The organism is Agathobaculum sp. LCP25S3_E8, assembly GCF_052117165.1.
Lineage (GTDB): Bacteria > Bacillota > Clostridia > Oscillospirales > Butyricicoccaceae > Agathobaculum.
In genome coordinates, this window is the sequence record NZ_JBQKJR010000013.1 from 17464 (window position 1) to 35745 (window position 18282).

Genomic DNA, 18282 nt, shown 5'->3' on the forward strand with positions numbered 1-18282 from the left:
TGCAACTTTGGCGAAAATAGGATAAAATAAGGCGTAACCGAAAAATGGGAGGAAACTGCCGCCGTGAGTGTGATGAGCAGAACGAAAGCAAGAGAAATTGCGCTGCACCTGATTTTTGAAATGGGGTTCCAGCAGTTTGAGGACGAAAATTTGGAAGAGCGGCTGGACGAGTCCATTATGGCCTCAATCAGTGGCGATATTGCGCTGTATGCGGGCAAATTGTCCGAAGCGCAGACCGAGTACATCCGCGCGGTGGTAAAGGGTGTGGCCGCGCGCCAGCAGGAACTGGATGAGACGATTGCAGCCTTCTCCAAGGGCTGGAAAATCAGCCGCATGTCGCGCATGACGGTTGCTGTGCTTCGCCTTGCCATTTATGAGATGCGCTATGTGGAAGACGTGCCGGTGGGTGCGGCAATCAATGAAGCGGTCGAGCTGGCCAAGGTATACGACACGGACGAGGCCGCGTCGTTCATCAATGGCGTGCTTGGATCGGTAGCGCGTGCCGCACGGCCCGATGCGGCGGCGTCGGCGGAGAATGCCGATGCCTGAGCGCTTTCTGGGGATTGATACCTCAAACTACCGCACGTCTGCTGCGGTATTTGACGCGGAAAACGGTGCGTGGCACAATGAGGGTAGCCTGCTGACTGTACCGGAGGGCGCAATTGGCTTGCGTCAATCGGATGCGCTGTTTCAGCATACCGTCCATCTGCATGAAAAAATTGAGGCCCTGCCGCAGGGCGAGGTGCGCGCCATCGGCGTCAGCACCCGCCCGCGCGCGGTCGAGGGTTCGTATATGCCGTGCTTTTTGGCGGGTCAGAGCGTCGCGCGCAGCGCGGCGCATTTGCTATCTGTGCCCCTTTTTACCGTATCGCACCAGCAGGGGCATATCGCGGCGGCGGCGCTCTCCGCCGGGCGGCTGGGCCTGCTGGACGAGCCCTTTCTTGCATGGCATCTGTCGGGCGGGACGAGTGAGCTGCTGTATGTGACGCCGGGGGCAGATGGCTTGCCGGACTGCACTTGCATTGGCGGCACGACCGACCTTGCGGCGGGACAGCTCATCGACCGTGCGGGTGCGCTGCTGGGGCTGCCGTTTCCGTCGGGTGCGGCGCTCGATGCGCTGGCGATGGACGCAGAGCCGGAAAAAGGCTACCGCCCAAAAGTGGCGGACTGCCGGTTTTCGCTGTCCGGCATGCAAAATCAGGTGGAAAACAGGCACAAGACCGCAAAACCGGCGCAGATGGCGCGGTTTACGCTTGAAACGGTCGCCAATGCGGTCGTCAAAGCGACCGAGCAGGCACTGAAACAATACGATTGCCCGGTTCTCTGTGCGGGCGGCGTGATGGCAAGCCGCGTGCTGCGCGCGCGCATGCAGCAGGCGTTCGAGGGACGGGTTTGGTTTGCCGAGCCGGTGCTGTCGGGGGATAATGCGGTCGGCGTGGCGGTGCTCGCTGCGCGGCTTTATGAAAGGAACAAAACGTGAGTACGATTTATTCGGTCACACAACTCAATAACGAAATCAAGGAACTGCTCGACACCGTGCCCGGCTATCGCAATCTGCTGGTGCAGGGCGAAATCTCCAACTATAAGGCACACTCTTCGGGGCATCACTATATGAGCCTCAAGGACGAGGGTGCGTCCATCAACGCGGTGATGTTCCGTTCGGACGCGATGCGTCTGAAATTCCGGCTGGAAAACGGCATGAAGGTCATTGTGCGGGCGCGCGTCAGCTCATTCCCGCGCACGGGGCAGGTGCAGCTGTATATTTCCGAGATAATCCCGGACGGCGCGGGTGCACTCAATCTTGCTTTTGAGCAGCTGAAGAAAAAATTGCAGGCCGAGGGCTTGTTTGACCCGATGTACAAAAAGCCCATTCCGCACATGCCGCGCAAAATTGCGCTCGTCACCTCGCCGACCGGCGCAGCGGTGCGCGATATGATTCGCATTCTGGGCCGCCGCTGGCCGCTGGCAGCGGTGACGCTCTATCCCGCGCAGGTGCAGGGACAGGGTGCGGCGAACAGTATCGCGCGGGCGATTGGTCTGGCCAATGCGATTGGCGAGGCGGACGTCATCCTGTGCGGACGCGGCGGCGGGTCGATGGAGGACCTGTGGGCGTTTAATGAGGAAGCGGTCGCGCGGGCGATTTTTTCGTCCGAAATTCCGGTGATTTCGGCGGTCGGCCATGAGCCGGACGTGACCATTGCGGACTTTGTCGCCGACCTGCGCGCGCCTACGCCCTCGGGCGCGGCCGAGCTGGCGGTGCCGGACCGCGCGGAATATGCGCTGAGTCTGCGCACGCTGGACACACGGCTGCATGCGGCGGCGCACAAACAGATACAGCACAAGCAGCGCACGCTGGAGGCTTTGCAGCAGCGGCTGGAAGTGCGCAACCCCATGCGGTATATCGAAGAAAAGCGCGTGCTGCTCGACCGGACGGCCGACCGATTGCTTGCGGCATTCCCGGCGTATCTCGCGCGCGAAGAACAAAAGCTGACGCTGCTGCGCCGCCGTTTGCTCGCGGCCGGGCGGGACGGTGTGCAGCGCCGCCGTCTGCGCTTTACAAGGACGGTGGCCACGCTGGATGCAATCAGTCCGCTGCGTGTGCTGGCGCGCGGCTACGCGGTGGCAAATAAAGGTGTGCGCGGCGCAGTCATCACGGATGCGTCGATGCTCAAAGCAGGGGATAGCCTGCACATCCGATTTGCAAAAGGCGCGGCAAACTGCCGCGTGACCGATATCGAGGAGGAACAGAACGATGGCGGAAAAGACATTTGAAAGCCAGATGGAGCGGCTCGAGGAAATCGTCCGCCTGCTGGAAAAGGGCGAAGCGCCGCTCGGCGACAGCATTAAGCTGTTTGAGGAGGGCACCAAGCTGTCTGCGGCACTGGGCAAAATGCTGGACAAGGCCGAGCAGAAGGTCACGGTCATGCAGGAAAATGTGCAGGGCGAGCTGACCGAGCAGCCGTTTGACGTGGAGGAGGCAGGAAAATGACGTTTGCAGAGCAGCTGGAAGCGGATATTGCGGTCATTGAGCCTGCGCTTGAGAAATACCTGTCCCGCGAAACGGGCGAAGGATACGACCGCATCTTTGAAGCCGCGAAATATTCAGCGATGGCGGGCGGCAAGCGTCTGCGTCCGGTGATTGTGCTGGAGTTCTGCCGCCTGTGCGGCGGCGACACGCAAAAGGCGCTGCCGTTTGCGTGCGCGCTCGAGATGATTCACACCTATTCGCTTATCCACGATGACCTGCCGTGCATGGACAACGATGATTTGCGCCGCGGTCGTCCGACCTGCCATAAGGCGTTTGGCGAGGCGACCGCCGTACTCGCGGGCGATGGACTGCTGACTGCTGCATTTGAGACTGCGGCCTCGGCCGAGGGTGTGTCTGCGGAGACTGCCCTTGCCTGCATCCGCATCTTAGGACAGGCTGCGGGCATGAACGGTATGATTGGCGGGCAGGTGCTGGACATGGGAGCAGAGCATCGAAAGATTTCGCTGGACGAGCTGCGCCTGCTGCAAAGCCTTAAGACCGGCTGTTTGCTGCGCGCGGCGTGTGAGCTTGGCTGCGTTGCGGCGGGCAAAAACGATGCGCAGACGTTCGACATGGCGCGCACCTACGGGGACAAGCTCGGCCTTGCGTTCCAGATTCGGGACGATATGCTGGACATCGAGGGCGACACCGCGACGCTCGGCAAGACGGTCGGCAAGGATGAAAAGAGCGAAAAATCCACCTTCCCGTCGCTGCTGGGCATGGAGGAGTGCCGCCGTCTGGTGGCAAGCCTGACCGACGAGGCCGTGCAGGCGGTATCCGGTCAGCCGGAAAGCGCATTTCTCGTCGAATTGGCGCGCAGTTTGACCAATCGGACGAATTAAACGCTGTTTTTTGCGTGGTTTTCTTGAATCCGATGGATTTATGTGATAGAATAACAAATAAGTGACGTAGTATCCTAGTCAGCGCATACGATTCCCAGGACGGGCCTAAAAATCCGTAGAAGGGCATATCGATGAAGTCTCTGGTGTTTGCTTCTTACGCCCAGTTTGGGGTGGATGCTGGAGGTTAAGGCTTGCGGGCGCGCTTCAATGGCATGAAGTACCGACCCTCTCGCCGTGGAGACCCGTGACTGTCGGACACCTATAGCATCCCTTTCGGGGTTGATGGATGTCCAACGGCACGGGATGAAACCTGTATTGCGGTGCGGCGGAAGCTGCGCGGAATACGCCGGCCATTGCGGCCGGAAGCCCGCGCGGCGCCCAAAACGCTGTGTGCAGTGTAGCCTGCCTTGCGTGGCCATGGTGGATATCGTATCCGCCCGCGGTTTCCCGGCCAGGAACGCCGCGGGAATTGACGGTTGAAACCATGTCTGCAAAAGAGGCTAAGAATCGTGTTGCCTGCAGTGGAAATCACCTAGGCTATTCAGCAATGAGGCAGGCAGAGGATTGCAGTGCGGACTCAGTGGCAATTCGGTCCCGGTGATGGTAACATCCCGGCACGGACTATAATGGGAAACCCCCACGACGGCGACGCGTGGCAGTCCGCGGGGAAAGCCAACCGAACCTCAAGCCGCAAGATTAACTCGGCCTGCCGTCACTTCTATTTGGATGAAACAACCGAAGGGTTTTGTAAATAAGGAGTATTTTTTTTGGAAGCATCCGATAAACCGAAAAAAAAGAACCAGCCGCCGCAAAAGCCGCGGCTCATCAACACCAAATGGGTGGCGACCATCATGCCGGTCAGCTTTGTGCTGTCGGTTGTGATGAGTTATATGTCCAATGAAGCGCTCAATAGCGCGGGTACAATTTTGTCCTTTGTGGTGCTGTTTTTCTTTATCGCATTGGGCATAGTATTTGATATGATTGGCATTGCCGCCGCCTCAGCCACCGAGAAAGAATTTCATTCGATGGCGGCGCACCGCGTGCGCGGCGCGAAGGAAGCGGTGTGGATGACCCGCAACGCGGAAAAGGTGTCGAGCATCTGCAACGACGTGGTCGGCGATATCTGCGGCATTATTTCCGGTGCAACAGGCGCGCTGATTGTCGCCAATATTACGGCCGGGATGAACGGTGCGAAAGTGGTGTTGGTGTCGCTTTTGGTGACCGGTTTGATTTCTGCGATGACAATCGGCGGCAAAGCGGCCGGCAAAGGCGTGGCCATTGCGTTCAGCAGCCGGGTGCTGGCTATTTGCGGACGGGTGTTGTCCGTGCTGCCGTTTTCGCTGGACAGCAAGAGATAGAAAAATGCTTCCTTGGTGGGAATGATGTTATGAAGAGATACGGGATTCTGGACAATATCACAAGCCCCGCAGACTTGCGCGGATTGTCTTATGACACCTTGGGGGTGCTGTGCGCCTCTTTGCGCGAGTTCATCGTCGATTCGGTTTCGCGTACCGGCGGCCATCTGGCTTCCAATTTGGGCGTTGTCGAGCTGGCTGTTGCACTGGAGCGAGAGTTCGATTCCACACGTGACCGCATCATCTATGACGTGGGACACCAGAGTTATGTTCATAAGATTTTAACCGGCCGCCGTGACCGCTTTGATACATTGCGACAGTACGGCGGTCTTTCCGGTTTTATGAAGCCGGAGGAAAGCGTCACCGATCCCTGCGTGACCGGACATGCTTCGGATTCGGTATCGGTTGCGCTGGGCATGGCGCATGCACGCACACTCAAAAACCAGAAATATCATGTGGTTGCCGTCATTGGTGACGGCGCGCTGACCGGCGGTATGGCTTATGAGGCGCTCAGCAACGCGGGAACGTCGGGCGAACCGCTTCTGGTGGTGCTCAACGACAATAACATGTCGATTGCAAAGAATGTCGGCGGACTGAGCCGGCATTTGTCACGTCTGCGCGTCAGTCCGCGCTATCTGTATACCAAGGCGAGGGTAAAAGAGCGCTTGGCGCGGATTCCGGGCGGCGGCGCGGTATCACGCGGTATTTCACGCATGAAAGCGCGTATGAAAAGGCTGCTGCTGCCGACCTCTTTATTTGAGCAGATGGGATTTATCTATCTCGGTCCGGTGGATGGGCATGACCTGAAAAGCGTGTGTGAGCTGCTTGCACAGGCGAAGAAAATCAAAAAGCCGGTTTTACTGCATGTGATGACGCAAAAGGGCCGCGGTTATGCGCCCAGTGAGCGCGAACCGGAAAAGTATCACGGTGTTTCACCGTTTGATCCGCTGACCGGTGCGTTCAAGGCAACGAAGAAAGAGGATTTTTCCGCCTGCTTCGGACGTGAACTGTGCGCTTTTGCGGAAAAGGATGCACGTATTTGCGCGATTACGGCGGCGATGCCGTCCGGTACAGGGCTGACGCGCTTTGCCTCCCGCTTTCCGGACCGCTTTTTTGATGTCGGTATTGCGGAGGAGCATGCGGTTGCTATGGCGGCCGGCATGGCGGCACAGGGGCTAGTGCCGGTGGTAGCGATATATTCCACTTTTTTGCAGCGCGCTTATGACCAACTTGTGCACGATGTAGCGATTGAAGGGCTGCATGTGGTATTGTGCGTGGACCGCGCAGGTATTGTCGGCGCGGACGGCGCAACGCATAACGGTGTGTTGGATGTGGCGTTTTTGCGCTCGATACCGGGGATGAAGATATTCTGTCCGTCGAACTTTGCCGAGCTGCGCAGCATGATGTCGCACGCGCTTTATCATGAGAACGGTCCGGTGGCTATTCGCTATCCGCGCGGCGGCGAGGGCGCCTTCCGAAAGGATACGGCAGGCGAGACGATTGCCTGTGTGCGGGAGGCGGCCGGTCATACCGTGACGCTGCTGACCCATGGCGTCCTAGTCAATGAAGCAATCGCCGCAGCGGACATGCTGGAGAACAAGGGCGTGCATGCGCAGGTATACAAAGTCAATGAAATCGGAAACGGATTGGCGGACGCGTTCCGCGAGCGGGAGCAAGAACTGTCCGGTTGGTGCGTGGTGGTCGAGGATGTTGTGGAAAGCGGCAGTCTGGGTGAATGGGTCGCCGCTCACCAGAGCGGCCGGGTAGACCGGCTGAACACCGGCGACCGGTTCCTGCCGCACGGCGGCGTAAACGAGCTGTATCGGCATTGCGGCATCGACGCGGAAGGCATCGCTTCGTTTGTCATCAAAAACCGAAAGGGAAAGGAAAACGACCTTGGCTAAAAAACGTTTGGATGTATTGCTGTTTGAAAAAGGACTTTGTCCTTCGCGGGAGCGCGCAAAAACCGCGATTATGGAAGGCATTGTCTATATTGCGGGTCAGAAAGCCGGCAAAGCGGGCGATATGGTGGATGAAAACGCCGAGCTGGAAGTACGAGGCAATGAAAATGCCTTTGTTTCCCGCGGCGGCAAGAAAATCGAGAAGGCGCTCGACTATTTTGCCATTGACCCGGCAGGGCTGGTTGTGATGGACGTAGGTGCGTCCACCGGCGGGTTCACCGATTGTCTGCTGCGCCGCGGCGCGGTCAAGGTATATTCCATCGACGTTGGTTACGGGCAGCTTGCATGGAGTCTGCGGCAGGACCCGCGTGTCAAGTGCATGGAGCGCACCAATATCCGGTATGTGACGCCGGATATGCTGGAGGAAACGCCGTCTCTGTGCGTCATTGACGTGTCGTTCATCTCGCTCCGGCTGGTGCTGCCGGTCGTTTCCGGACTGCTGACCGAGGACGGCCGTGTGGCATGTCTGATTAAGCCGCAGTTTGAAGCGGGAAAGGGCAAGGTCGGCAAAAAAGGCGTGGTGCGTGAGTCGGAAATCCATCTGGAAGTGCTGGAACAGTTCGTGGAAAACGCGCATACGGCAGGTTTTGCCGTGCGCGATGTCACGTTCTCGCCCATCAAGGGACCGGAGGGGAATATCGAGTTTTTGGGCTACTTATGGAAGCAGGGCGAGGATAGTGTGCCCGACCTGCGCGAGGTTGTGCGGCAGGCACATGAAGAATTGGATGGCTGAGACAGAAATGAAGCGCTTTTTTATCTATCCCAACATGCGAAAAGAGGGCGCATACGCTGTGCTGCCGCAGGTCTGTGACCAGCTGCAGCGAGAGGGTGTTCGCTTGATGCTGCCGATGCAGCTGCGGTCAGCCGCGCTGGACCTGAGCGGCGTGGATTATATGGAAACCGGCTCTGCGGTACAGTTTGCTGATTTGGCGGTTGTGCTGGGCGGCGACGGGACCATGCTGCGTCTGGCCCGTGTGGCCGCGCAGCAGGAGCTGCCCATGCTGGGCATCAATGTCGGCCATGTCGGCTTCATGACCGAGCTTGAGCCGGGTGAGTTGGGCGAGATGGAAAAGCTCTTCAGCGGAGAGTATTCAATTGACAGCCGGATGATGCTGCATGTCGCTGTATTTCGTCAGGGGCGGGTGGTCTATGAAAACGACGCGCTTAATGATATCGTGCTGGCAAAAGGAACGGCGTTTCGCGTGGTACGCGTGCGTATCTCGGCGGACGATGAGGATGTGACGCATTTTAACGGCGACGGTTTGATTGTCGCCACGCCGACCGGGTCGACCGCTTACGGTTTGTCCGCGGGCGGTCCGGTGATTGAGCCGAGCGCGGAAAATCTGGCGGTCATTCCGATTTGCGCGCATGCGCTTGCGGCAAAGGCGTTCGTGTTTGCACCGGAGCGGCGCATTGCACTTTCTGCGGCCTGCGAGGGGGGAAGCGAAGTGTTTCTCTCGGCGGACGGCGGACAGGGCTTTGCCATTCGGCCGGATGACCGGGTCGAGATTACGCGTTCGCCGCTGCGCACTCGTCTGGTGCGGCTGAAGGGAATCAGCTTCTATAAAATTTTGCAGAAAAAGCTCTGACAGGGGGCGCGAATATGAAATTTCAAAGACAGGCGAAAATACTTGAACTGATTGACCGGTTTGAGATAGAGACGCAGGAGGAGTTGACCGACCACCTGCGGGCATTCGGCTACAACACGACACAGGCCACGGTTTCGCGCGATATCAAGGAGCTGCGGCTGATAAAGTCGCTTTCTGCCGAAACCGGCAAATATAAATACACGGCGGCGACCGGCGGGGCGGCGGACAGCTTCACCACTCGCCTGCGCAACATCTTTCGCGAATGTGTCACTGAGATTTCCGCTGCGCAGAACATGGTGGTCATTAAAACGCTGCCCGGATTGGGACAGGCAGCCGCGATGGCGATTGACGCGATGCGCGCCTCGGATGTAGTCGGCACGCTCGGCGGAGACGACACGGTGTTTGCGGTTATGCGCAATAATGAGAGCGCGGCGCGTTTTTGTCAGCAGGCGCAGGACATTTTAAAGTAAGCAGAGGAGGAAGCGGCGATGCTGCAATTACTCCATATTGAAAATATCGCGGTGATTGAGCGGGCGGACATCGAGCTGGAGAATGGGCTCACCGTGCTGTCCGGTGAAACCGGCGCAGGTAAATCGATTGTCATTGACTCGATTGGCGCAATTCTCGGCAAGCGGGTCAGCCGCGATTTGGTGCGCGCAGGTGCACAGAAAGGGTTTGTCAGCGCGGTGTTCACCGACCTTTCGGCGGGGCTGGTCAGTCTGCTCGATGAGCTGGCCCTCACGGGAGATGAGCCGGATGTGCTGCATTTGCAGCGGCAGATTACGGCGGATGGCAAGAGCACCTGTCGGGTGAATATGAAGCCGGTATCGGCTGCCGTACTGCGGCAGCTTGCGCCTTATCTGATTGATATTCACGGTCAGAACGACGGTCAGAAGCTGCTGGATGAACAGCATCATATCGACTATCTGGACGGATATGCCGGACTGGATGCGCTGCTGGCGCAGTACCGGCCCAAATATCAGGCGCTGCTGGCACTGCGGCGGGAGATCACAGCGCTGGAAACCGGTGAGCAGGAGCGCCTGCAGCGCATCGACATGCTCTCTTTCCACAAGGAAGAGATTGAGCAGGCGGCGCTGCAGCCGGACGAGGATGAAACGCTTGCCCAGCGCAAGGCGTATTTTGACCATGCGGGTAAGATTGCAGGTGCGCTGGAGCAGGTGCGGCTTGCGCTGAACGGAGACGATGAGGTCGGCGGCGCGTGCGCACTGCTCGACCAGGCAGCGGCGGCGCTGGCCGGACTGCATGAGGTGTCTGAGGCGTTCGATGCGATGGCGGAACAGGCCGAGGAGGTGCGGCTGCTTGCGGCCGACCTGCGGGACAGCGTCACAAGCCGCAGCGACAATCTGGATTTTTCCTCGGCTGAGCGAGAATGGGTGGAGCAGCGGCTTGACTTGATTTATCGACTCAAGCAGAAATACGGCGGCACACTCGAAGAGATTGCCGCCTACTATGAGCGAATCACGTCAGAGCTTGAGACACTTGCCGATTCCGATAATCGACGGGAGGAGCTGCGCGAGCAATACCGCGCAGAGCTGAGCGAGGCGAAACGGCTGGCTGGACAGATTTCGGAGAAACGGCGGGCAGCTGCTGCCCGGTTGGAAAAGGAAATCGTGCGGGAGCTGGCGGAGCTGGATATGGACAAGGTTAAAATGCACGTAGCGGTGCACACGGGTGCAAAGCTGGCGGCGCATGGCTTTGACACGGTGACGTTTGAAATCTCTGTTAACCCCGGCGAGCCGGAAAAACCGTTATCCAAGGTTGCGTCCGGCGGTGAGCTGAGCCGTATCATGCTGGCACTCAAAAACGTCTTGACGGCGGGCGAAGATGTTGGTATGCTGATTTTTGATGAGATAGATACCGGCGTTTCCGGCCATGCCGCGCAGCAAATTGCGCGCAAGCTGTCCGCGATAGCGAAGAAAAAGCAGACGCTGTGCGTCACGCACCTGCCGCAGATTGCGGCGATGGGCGACCATCATCTGCGCATTTCCAAATCCGTGCGCGACGGACGCAGTTATACGGATGTTCGGCCGATGGATCGGGCGCAGCGCGTGGACGAGATTGCGCGGCTGCTGTCCGGTGAGCAGATTTCGGATGCGGCGCGCCGGAATGCCGAAGAACTGTTGGAGTTGGCAGGGCAGGAGGGCTGACGCATGGTGATTATCGACGAGCGGTATAAGGAACGCGCTCCGTGAGAGGATACGCGGCGTATATGGATGAAAGAAACAAAATAAATGCGGGAGAAACACACATGACACTTTACGAAGAACTCAAAGCGCGCGGGCTGATCGCGCAGGTGACCAATGAGGAAGAAATCAGCGAAATGATAAACAACGGCAAGGCCACCTTCTACATTGGCTTTGACCCGACGGCAGACAGCCTGCATGTCGGTCACTTTATGGCGCTGTGCCTGATGAAGCGCTTGCAGATGGCGGGCAACAAGCCGATCGCACTCATTGGCGGCGGCACGGGTATGGTCGGAGACCCCTCCGGCCGCACGGACATGCGCTCGATGATGACGGTTGAGACCATCCAGCACAACTGTGACTGCTTCAAAAAGCAGATGGAGCGCTTTATCGACTTTGGCGAAGGCAAGGCCATGATGCTCAATAACGCCGACTGGCTGATGAAGCTCAACTATATCGAGCTGCTGCGCGAGGTTGGCGCATGCTTCTCTGTGAATAACATGCTGCGTGCGGAGTGCTATAAGCAGCGCATGGAGAAGGGCCTGAGCTTCCTCGAATTTAACTATATGATTATGCAGTCGTACGACTTCTATTACATGTTCCAGCACTACGGCTGCAACATGCAATTCGGCGGCAACGACCAGTGGAGCAACATGCTCGGCGGCACCGAGCTTATCCGCCGCAAGCTGGGCAAGGACGCGCACGCCATGACCATCACGCTGCTGCTCAACTCCGAGGGCAAGAAAATGGGCAAGACTGCGGCGGGCGCGGTATGGCTCGACCCGAACAAGACCTCGCCCTACGACTTCTTCCAGTACTGGCGCAACGTGGACGATGCAGACGTGCTCAAGTGCATCCGTATGCTGACCTTCCTGCCGCTCGAGCAGATTGAAGAAATGGATAGCTGGGAAGGCGCGCAGCTGAACAAGGCAAAGGAAATTCTTGCCTATGAGCTGACCGAGCTGGTACACGGCAAGGAAGAGGCAGACAAGGCGATGGAAGCCGCCAAGAGTATCTTTGTCGGCGGCGGCGCGAGTGAAAACATGCCCACAACGACGCTGACTGATGCGGATTTTACCGATGGTCAGATTGGCGTGCTGACGCTGCTGGTCAAGTGCGGCCTTGCCGCCTCGAACGGCGAGGCGCGTAAGCTCGTGCAGGGCGGTGGTGTGTCCATCGATGGCGAGAAGATTGCCGACTTTAAGACGATGCTCGACAAGGACTTCTTTGCGCAGGAGCGCATGGTCAAAAAGGGCAAAAAAACCTTCCACAAGGTTATGTTGGGTTAAACCGAACCGGAATGAAAAGGCGCTGCGGCTGGAATGGCCGCAGCGCCTTGCTGTTTGTATGACAGGGGATATGTCGGAAAGAGGCGAAAGCCGGCCTTGCGCATTGTTTCGCGGTGTATTATAATGATACAGGATTTTTTGTGATGAGGAGTATGGTATGAAGCGAGTTTTTGCAGTATTTTTGCTGCTTTTTGGATTGACAGGCTGCGCAGGACGGCAGTCAAGCTACACGACGGATTTTTTTGCGATGGACACTTTTATGTCGGTTTCCGTGTATGGCAGTGATGAGGACAGCGCACAGCAGGCTGCCGTAGCTTGTGAGCAGGAGGTCAATGCGCTGGAGCCTGCTTTGTCTCGCACGCGGGAGGACAGCGACCTGTATCGCTTGAATCATGCCAACGGCGCCGCGTGTGAGGTCAGCGAGGATACGTATGCGGCAATTGAAGCGGCGGTGCAGTATGCTGAATGGACCGGCGGTGCGTTTGACCCCACCATGGCGACGCTGACCGATTTATGGGGCATCAATACGGAAAACGCGCATGTACCGGCGCAGGCGGAAATTGACGAGGCATTGTCCCATGTGGGCTATGAGAACATCAAGCTGCTTGGAGACAATCAGGTGCAGCTGCTGGGTGGTGCGCAGCTTGATTTAGGCGGCATCGGCAAGGGTTTTGCAACCGACGCTGTGTTCGCATTGCTCACGCAGCAGCCGGAGGACACGGTAACCGGCGCATTGGTGCAGCTCGGCGGCAACATCGGCGCATTCGGAGAGAATCCGGCACGCAACGGCGGAAACTGGGTGGTCGGTGTTGCCGACCCGGACAACAATGCAGAGTTTGTGGCCACCGCCGAGGTGCGGGATGCTTCGGTCGTCACTTCGGGGGACTATGAGCGTTATTTTGAGCAGGACGGCAAGCGATATCACCATATTTTCGACCCCAAGACCGGTTATCCGGCGGATACCGGTCTGCGCAGTGTGACCGTGATAGATGAAAACTCCACCCGTGCGGATGCGCTGACGACCGCACTGTTTGTCATGGGGCTGGACAATGGACTGGCGTTCTGCGCGGAAAACAACATCGCAGCAGTGTTTATTACTTCGGATAAGCAGATTTATACCACAGATGCGGTCGCTTCGGTCTGCACCTATACCTTCCTCGGAGAGGAAAAGGGGTACACGGATGCGCAGTAGGCTCAAATGGGGGGACTTTGTCATCATCGGTACCGTGCTGCTGCTGGCAGCGGCGCTGACCGCGGCGCTTGCCGCAGGCACGCAGGGAGAACGGTTGTATGCCGAAATCTGGCAGGACAATCAGCTGGTCGAGCGTGTCGCACTGACCGATGATACCGACCGCACCATTGATTTGGACGGGCATAATGTGATTGTGCTGTCCGGTAAAAGTGCGCGCATGGAGTCAGCGGATTGCCGCGATCAGGTTTGTGTGCGCACGGGTACGCTGACGCGGGCGGGACAGGTTGCGGTTTGTCTGCCCAACCGTGTGGTGCTGAAAATTGTGGGTGAGACAGGCGAGATTGACGCGATTGTATCATAACGGAGAGGATGTGAAAGCGTGAAAGCAAAAAGGCTGACGGTTTGCGGGATGCTGACCGCGCTCGCGGTCGTGCTGTCGCTCGTCGAGCGTCTGTTTCCGCTGGATGCAGTCGTTCCGGTGCCGGGGGTCAAGCTTGGCCTTGCCAATGTGGTGACACTGTTCGCGCTCACGCGGCTGTCCGTGCGGGACGCGCTGGCGGTGCTGCTGTGCCGCGTGGCGCTGTCCAGTCTGCTCATGGGCAGCGTGACCGCATTTTTGTTTTCACTGTTCGGCGGCCTGCTATCGCTGGCGGCTATGTGGCTGCTGCTGTGCGTGGAGGGACGGTTCTGCTCGCTTTTGGGGGTGAGCGTCGCGGGCGCGGCGGCGCACAACATCGGACAAATCATCGCAGCCGTTATTTGGATGCAGACCGGCGCGGTGGTGGCGTATCTGCCGTTTCTGCTGGTGATGAGTGTGCCGCTTGGGCTTGTGACCGGATTGACTTGCTCGGTTGTATTATCGCATATGCAAAAAATTGATTTTTACGTATAAAAAATCGAAACGCCTCCTATACTAACGGCAAATGTACAAGGAGGAAATGCAATGAAAAGGCTTATCGCTTTGCTTGCCGCGCTGACGATGGTGCTTGCCTGCGGCTGCTCCAACACGGCGGACGAAACCAACCAGAACGGCACGGACAATAACGTGACCGAAGACCAGAACCATGACGGCGTGGTCGATAACGGCAATACCGTCGGGGATGACATTGAGAACGGTATGGACAATGTGGGAGATGCCGTGGAGAACGGCATGGATAATGCCGGAAATGCAATTGATAACGGCATGGACAAAGTCGGCGATGCGGTAACGGGCAACGACAAGGGAACGACAACCGGTACGGCGGATACCGGCGCGGACACCAATCCCAAAACAATCAATCCGTAAGGGAGCGGGGCTTACAAAAGCGGCATGGCAAAATCGCCATGCCGCTTTGCCTTTGCAGCGCGCAGCTATGCCAAAAACGACGCGCGCGGAAGCCGTCGATTGATGCGCTTTGCGCCTTGCACCGCGCGATGCACTGTGATAAAATATTTTTATCATGGTCGGAAACGCCCATCAAGGAAGTTGGAGTGAACAAAATGGATTATAACCGTTTGGCGGAACTGCTGTTTCCGCATATCAATACTACGCCGGAGGAAATCGAGGCGCGCTATCCCAAACGCACGCTGCCGGAGGGCGCAAAGGTGACCCGTATGGGTCCCAGCCCGACGGGCTTCATGCATCTGGGCAACCTGTACGGCGCGCTGGTGGACGAACGTCTGGCGCATCAGTCAAACGGCGTGTTCTATCTGCGTATCGAGGATACGGATAAAAAACGCGAGGTCGAGGGCGGTGTGCGCACCATTATCGAGGTGTTCCGTGCATTCGGCCTGACCTTTGACGAGGGCGCAACGCTTGACGGCGACAACGGCGCATATGGTCCGTACCGCCAGGGTCAGCGCGCGGAAATTTATCAGACCTTTGTCAAAAGTCTGGTACAGCGCGGCATGGCCTATCCGTGCTTCTGCACGGAGGAAGAACTCGCTGCGGCGCATGCCCAGCAGGAGGCCAACAAGGAGAATTTCGGCTATTACGGCAAATATGCCGTATGGCGTGACCGCCCGATGGAGGACATCGAGGCAGAACTTGCCAAGGGTACGCCTTATGTTGTGCGCTTCCGCTCGGAGGGCAGCATTGAGAATAAGATTCGACATGAGGACCTTGTTAAGGGCAAGATGGAGGTTACTGAGAACGATCAGGATATTGTCATCCTTAAGTCGGACGGCATTCCGACCTATCACTTCGCGCATGTGGTGGATGACCATCTGATGGGTACGACCGTAGTCGTGCGCGGCGAGGAGTGGCTAGCGACCCTGCCGGTACATTTGCAGCTGTTCCGTGCGATGGGCTGGAAGGCCCCGAAGTACGCGCACACCGCGCAGCTGATGAAAATTGACCCGGAGACCGGCGGCAAGCGTAAGCTGTCCAAGCGTAAGGACCCCGAGCTCGCGCTGACCTTCTATGAGCAGGAGGGCTATCCGGTGCCGGCGGTGCTCGAGTACCTGATGACGCTGCTCAACTCCAACTTTGAGGAATGGCGGCGCGCCAATCCGGATTTACCGATGAACGATTTTCCATTCTCGACCAAGAAGATGAGCGGTTCGGGCGCGTTGTTTGATATCGAGAAGCTGCATGACGTTTCCAAGAACGTCATTTCGCGCATGTCGGCCGACACAGTGTATGATTATATTGCGGCGTGGAGTGCGGAAAATGACAAGCCGTTCCACGACCTGATTACACGCGACCCGGCCTTCTCCAAGGCATATCTCGCCATCGGCCGCGGCGGCAAGAAGCCGCGCAAGGATTTGGCGCTCTGGTCGGATGCGAAGGGCTACATGGACTTTATGTTCGACGAGCTGTTCCAGCCGGACTACACCATGCCGGAGCGCGTGTCTGCGGAGGATGCCAAGGCGATTCTCGCGGATTTTGCGCAGATGTTTGATGAAAACGATACGCCAGATGGCTTTTTTGAAAAGATGAAGCAGATTGCGTCGGCACACGGCTATGCTGCGGATACCAAGGCATACAAGGCGGACCCGTCCGCTTACAAGGGCGCGGTAGGCGATGTTTCCATGGTGGTTCGTGTGGCGGTTGCCGGACGGCAGAACGCGCCTGATTTGCAGACGGTCATGGGTATTCTGGGCCGCGACAAGGTGCTGGAACGTTTGGAACGCTGCGTTAAGACGATTTAATTCGGCTTTTGGGGGAAGAAAAACGCTATGATGGAAAATGTAAATAACTTTTTGACCGAAATCATTGATGAGGATATTGCAGCGGGGCTGAACGAGCGCATCCATACCCGTTTTCCGCCCGAGCCGAACGGTTATCTGCACATTGGTTCGGCTAAGGCAATCTTTATTAACTGGTCGATTGGCAAAAAGTATAACGGCCTGTTTAACCTGCGCTACGATGACACCAACCCGGTCAAGGAGGACACCGAGTACGTCGACTCTATTTGGGAGGACATCAAATGGCTGACCGGCGAGGAGCCGTCCGGCGGTGTGTTCTATGGCTCGGATTACTTTGAGACCTGCTATGAGTGCGCAGTTGCGCTCATCAAAGACGGCAAGGCCTATGTGGACGACCTGACGCAGGAGGAAATGCGTGCCTACCGCGGCACACTGACCGAGCCGGGCAAGGAAAGTCCGTATCGGGGTCGTTCGGTGGAGGAGAATTTGCAGCTGTTCGCAGACATGCGTGCGGGCAAGTTCGAGGATGGCTCCAAGACCTTGCGTGCCAAGATTGACATGGCAAGCCCGAATATGAATTTACGCGACCCTGCGATTTACCGTATCGTGCGCGCGCATCATCATCGGCAGGGCGACAAGTGGTGCATCTATCCCTTGTATGACTTTGCGCATCCGATTCAGGATGCCATCGAGGGCATCACGCACTCGCTGTGCTCGATTGAATTTGAAAACCATCGTCCGCTGTACGAGTGGGTCGTAGATAACTGCCCGCTGCCGCATCATCCCAAGCAGCGCGAGTTTGCGCGCTTGAACGTGACGCATACAGTCATGTCCAAGCGTTACCTGCGTCAGCTGGTGTTTGAGAACCATGTTGAGGGCTGGGACGACCCGCGTATGCCTACGCTGTGCGCATTGCGTCGCCGCGGTTACACGCCGAGTGCGATTCTGGACTTTGTGCAGCGCGCAGGTGTTGCCAAGGCGGATTCGCTGGTCGACATCAAGCTGCTCGAGCACTGTATCCGCGAGGAGCTGAATGAGACTGCACTGCGCCGCATGGCGGTTACCGAGCCGGTCAAGCTGGTCATCACCAATTATCCCGAGGACAAGTGTGAGGAGTTCGAGGTGCCGAACAATCCGCGCGACGAAGCCGCAGGCACGCGCAAGGTGCCGTTTACACGCGAGCTGTATATCGAGAAGAGCGACTTTGCCGAGGTTCCGCCTCCGAAGTTCCAGCGCCTCAAGCCGGAGGGTGAGGTGCGCCTGATGGGCGCCTATATCGTCCGCTGCAACGAGATTGTCAAGGACGAAAACGGTGAAATCGTGGAGATTCGCTGCACGGCTGATTTGGAAACCGGCAACGGCATGCCCGCAGACGGCCGAAAGGTCAAGGGAACGATTCACTGGGTATCTGCTGCGCACGCGCTGGATGCCGACCTGTATCTGTACGACAATCTGTTCACGCTGGAAAACGTGAACGATGTGCCGGAGGGAACGGATTATCTGGATTATCTCAATCCGGAATCGCTCAAGAAGCTGACCGGCTGCAAGCTGGAGCCGTCGCTGGCTGATGCCAAAGAGGGTGAGCGCTTCCAGTTTGTCCGTATGGGCTACTACGTTAAGGATAGGGAAGATGGCCGCTTCAACCGTATCGTCACGCTCAAGGACAGCTTTGCTAAAACCCTGCAAAAGTAAG

General features: G+C 57.6%; 18 protein-coding genes. All 18 read left to right on the forward strand.

The genetic code is table 11. The features are described from left to right. Positions 1-72: 72 nt before the first annotated feature. A complete protein-coding gene (gene nusB, locus ACTQ34_RS06760; RefSeq protein ID WP_441363142.1) occupies positions 73-549 on the forward strand; it encodes a transcription antitermination factor NusB in 477 nt (158 codons plus the stop codon). Beyond that, positions 542-1480, forward strand: coding sequence for a Kae1-like domain-containing protein (locus tag ACTQ34_RS06765; RefSeq protein WP_441363108.1), 939 nt, complete (start codon positions 542-544; stop codon positions 1478-1480). The genes nusB and ACTQ34_RS06765 overlap by 8 nt, the downstream gene beginning before the upstream one ends. Continuing rightward, positions 1477-2772, forward strand: coding sequence for an exodeoxyribonuclease VII large subunit (xseA, locus tag ACTQ34_RS06770; protein WP_441363109.1), 1296 nt, complete (start codon positions 1477-1479; stop codon positions 2770-2772). The genes ACTQ34_RS06765 and xseA overlap by 4 nt, the downstream gene beginning before the upstream one ends. Beyond that, entirely contained in the window at positions 2753-2989 is a 237-nt protein-coding gene (gene xseB / locus ACTQ34_RS06775) for an exodeoxyribonuclease VII small subunit (protein ID WP_441363110.1), read from the forward strand. Before xseA ends, xseB begins: the two co-directional genes overlap by 20 nt. Next, positions 2986-3870, forward strand: coding sequence for a polyprenyl synthetase family protein (locus tag ACTQ34_RS06780; protein WP_441363111.1), 885 nt, complete (start codon positions 2986-2988; stop codon positions 3868-3870). The genes xseB and ACTQ34_RS06780 overlap by 4 nt, the downstream gene beginning before the upstream one ends. 767 nt (positions 3871-4637) lie before the next feature. Continuing rightward, positions 4638-5228: a hypothetical protein gene (locus tag ACTQ34_RS06785; protein WP_441363112.1), complete on the forward strand. Its 591-nt coding sequence runs from the start codon at positions 4638-4640 to the stop codon at positions 5226-5228. A 29-nt stretch (positions 5229-5257) separates the two neighbouring features. Further along, complete coding sequence (gene dxs, locus ACTQ34_RS06790) at positions 5258-7129, forward strand: 1-deoxy-D-xylulose-5-phosphate synthase (protein WP_441363113.1); 1872 nt, start codon at positions 5258-5260, stop codon at positions 7127-7129. Next, positions 7122-7919, forward strand: a complete 798-nt coding sequence (locus ACTQ34_RS06795) for a TlyA family RNA methyltransferase (protein ID WP_441363114.1) — start codon at positions 7122-7124, stop codon at positions 7917-7919. The genes dxs and ACTQ34_RS06795 overlap by 8 nt, the downstream gene beginning before the upstream one ends. Then, positions 7912-8775 carry an NAD(+)/NADH kinase gene (locus tag ACTQ34_RS06800; protein WP_373166404.1) on the forward strand — a complete coding sequence of 288 codons (864 nt, stop codon included), beginning with the start codon at positions 7912-7914 and terminating at the stop codon, positions 8773-8775. The genes ACTQ34_RS06795 and ACTQ34_RS06800 overlap by 8 nt, the downstream gene beginning before the upstream one ends. A 14-nt stretch (positions 8776-8789) precedes the next feature. Beyond that, entirely contained in the window at positions 8790-9245 is a 456-nt protein-coding gene (locus ACTQ34_RS06805) for an arginine repressor (RefSeq protein WP_441363115.1), read from the forward strand. Positions 9246-9263: 18 nt separating this feature from the next. Beyond that, positions 9264-10943, forward strand: coding sequence for a DNA repair protein RecN (gene recN / locus ACTQ34_RS06810; protein ID WP_441363116.1), 1680 nt, complete (start codon positions 9264-9266; stop codon positions 10941-10943). Positions 10944-11044: 101 nt separating this feature from the next. Further along, on the forward strand, positions 11045-12268 hold the full coding sequence (gene tyrS / locus ACTQ34_RS06815; protein WP_373166400.1) for a tyrosine--tRNA ligase: 1224 nt from the start codon (positions 11045-11047) through the stop codon (positions 12266-12268). 157 nt (positions 12269-12425) lie between these two features. Then, on the forward strand, positions 12426-13460 hold the full coding sequence (locus ACTQ34_RS06820; protein ID WP_441363117.1) for an FAD:protein FMN transferase: 1035 nt from the start codon (positions 12426-12428) through the stop codon (positions 13458-13460). Beyond that, positions 13450-13821, forward strand: a complete 372-nt coding sequence (locus tag ACTQ34_RS06825; protein ID WP_441363118.1) for a NusG domain II-containing protein — start codon at positions 13450-13452, stop codon at positions 13819-13821. Before ACTQ34_RS06820 ends, ACTQ34_RS06825 begins: the two co-directional genes overlap by 11 nt. 18 nt (positions 13822-13839) lie before the next feature. Further along, a complete protein-coding gene (locus tag ACTQ34_RS06830; RefSeq protein WP_441363119.1) occupies positions 13840-14352 on the forward strand; it encodes a Gx transporter family protein in 513 nt (170 codons plus the stop codon). Positions 14353-14403: 51 nt separating this feature from the next. Then, positions 14404-14745 carry a hypothetical protein gene (locus ACTQ34_RS06835; protein WP_441363120.1) on the forward strand — a complete coding sequence of 114 codons (342 nt, stop codon included), beginning with the start codon at positions 14404-14406 and terminating at the stop codon, positions 14743-14745. 194 nt (positions 14746-14939) lie between these two features. Continuing rightward, positions 14940-16592, forward strand: a complete 1653-nt coding sequence (gltX, locus tag ACTQ34_RS06840; RefSeq protein ID WP_441363121.1) for a glutamate--tRNA ligase — start codon at positions 14940-14942, stop codon at positions 16590-16592. A gap of 30 nt (positions 16593-16622) precedes the next feature. Next, a complete protein-coding gene (locus ACTQ34_RS06845) occupies positions 16623-18281 on the forward strand; it encodes a glutamine--tRNA ligase/YqeY domain fusion protein (protein WP_441363143.1) in 1659 nt (552 codons plus the stop codon). The last annotated feature ends 1 nt before the right edge of the window (position 18282 follow it).

Bases quoted from the DNA above. Each gene is read 5' to 3' on its own strand.
- tyrS (WP_373166400.1), top strand. From the start codon at position 11,045: ATGACACTTTACGAAGAACTCAAAGCGCGCGGGCTGATCGCGCAGGTG.
- ACTQ34_RS06805 (WP_441363115.1), top strand. From the start codon at position 8,790: ATGAAATTTCAAAGACAGGCGAAAATACTTGAACTGATTGACCGGTTT.
- ACTQ34_RS06800 (WP_373166404.1), top strand. From the start codon at position 7,912: ATGGCTGAGACAGAAATGAAGCGCTTTTTTATCTATCCCAACATGCGA.
- ACTQ34_RS06845 (WP_441363143.1), top strand. From the start codon at position 16,623: ATGGAAAATGTAAATAACTTTTTGACCGAAATCATTGATGAGGATATT.
- recN (WP_441363116.1), top strand. From the start codon at position 9,264: ATGCTGCAATTACTCCATATTGAAAATATCGCGGTGATTGAGCGGGCG.
- ACTQ34_RS06835 (WP_441363120.1), top strand. From the start codon at position 14,404: ATGAAAAGGCTTATCGCTTTGCTTGCCGCGCTGACGATGGTGCTTGCC.
- ACTQ34_RS06780 (WP_441363111.1), top strand. From the start codon at position 2,986: ATGACGTTTGCAGAGCAGCTGGAAGCGGATATTGCGGTCATTGAGCCT.
- gltX (WP_441363121.1), top strand. From the start codon at position 14,940: ATGGATTATAACCGTTTGGCGGAACTGCTGTTTCCGCATATCAATACT.
- ACTQ34_RS06765 (WP_441363108.1), top strand. From the start codon at position 542: ATGCCTGAGCGCTTTCTGGGGATTGATACCTCAAACTACCGCACGTCT.
- nusB (WP_441363142.1), top strand. From the start codon at position 73: ATGAGCAGAACGAAAGCAAGAGAAATTGCGCTGCACCTGATTTTTGAA.
- ACTQ34_RS06820 (WP_441363117.1), top strand. From the start codon at position 12,426: ATGAAGCGAGTTTTTGCAGTATTTTTGCTGCTTTTTGGATTGACAGGC.
- dxs (WP_441363113.1), top strand. From the start codon at position 5,258: ATGAAGAGATACGGGATTCTGGACAATATCACAAGCCCCGCAGACTTG.
- ACTQ34_RS06825 (WP_441363118.1), top strand. From the start codon at position 13,450: ATGCGCAGTAGGCTCAAATGGGGGGACTTTGTCATCATCGGTACCGTG.
- xseB (WP_441363110.1), top strand. From the start codon at position 2,753: ATGGCGGAAAAGACATTTGAAAGCCAGATGGAGCGGCTCGAGGAAATC.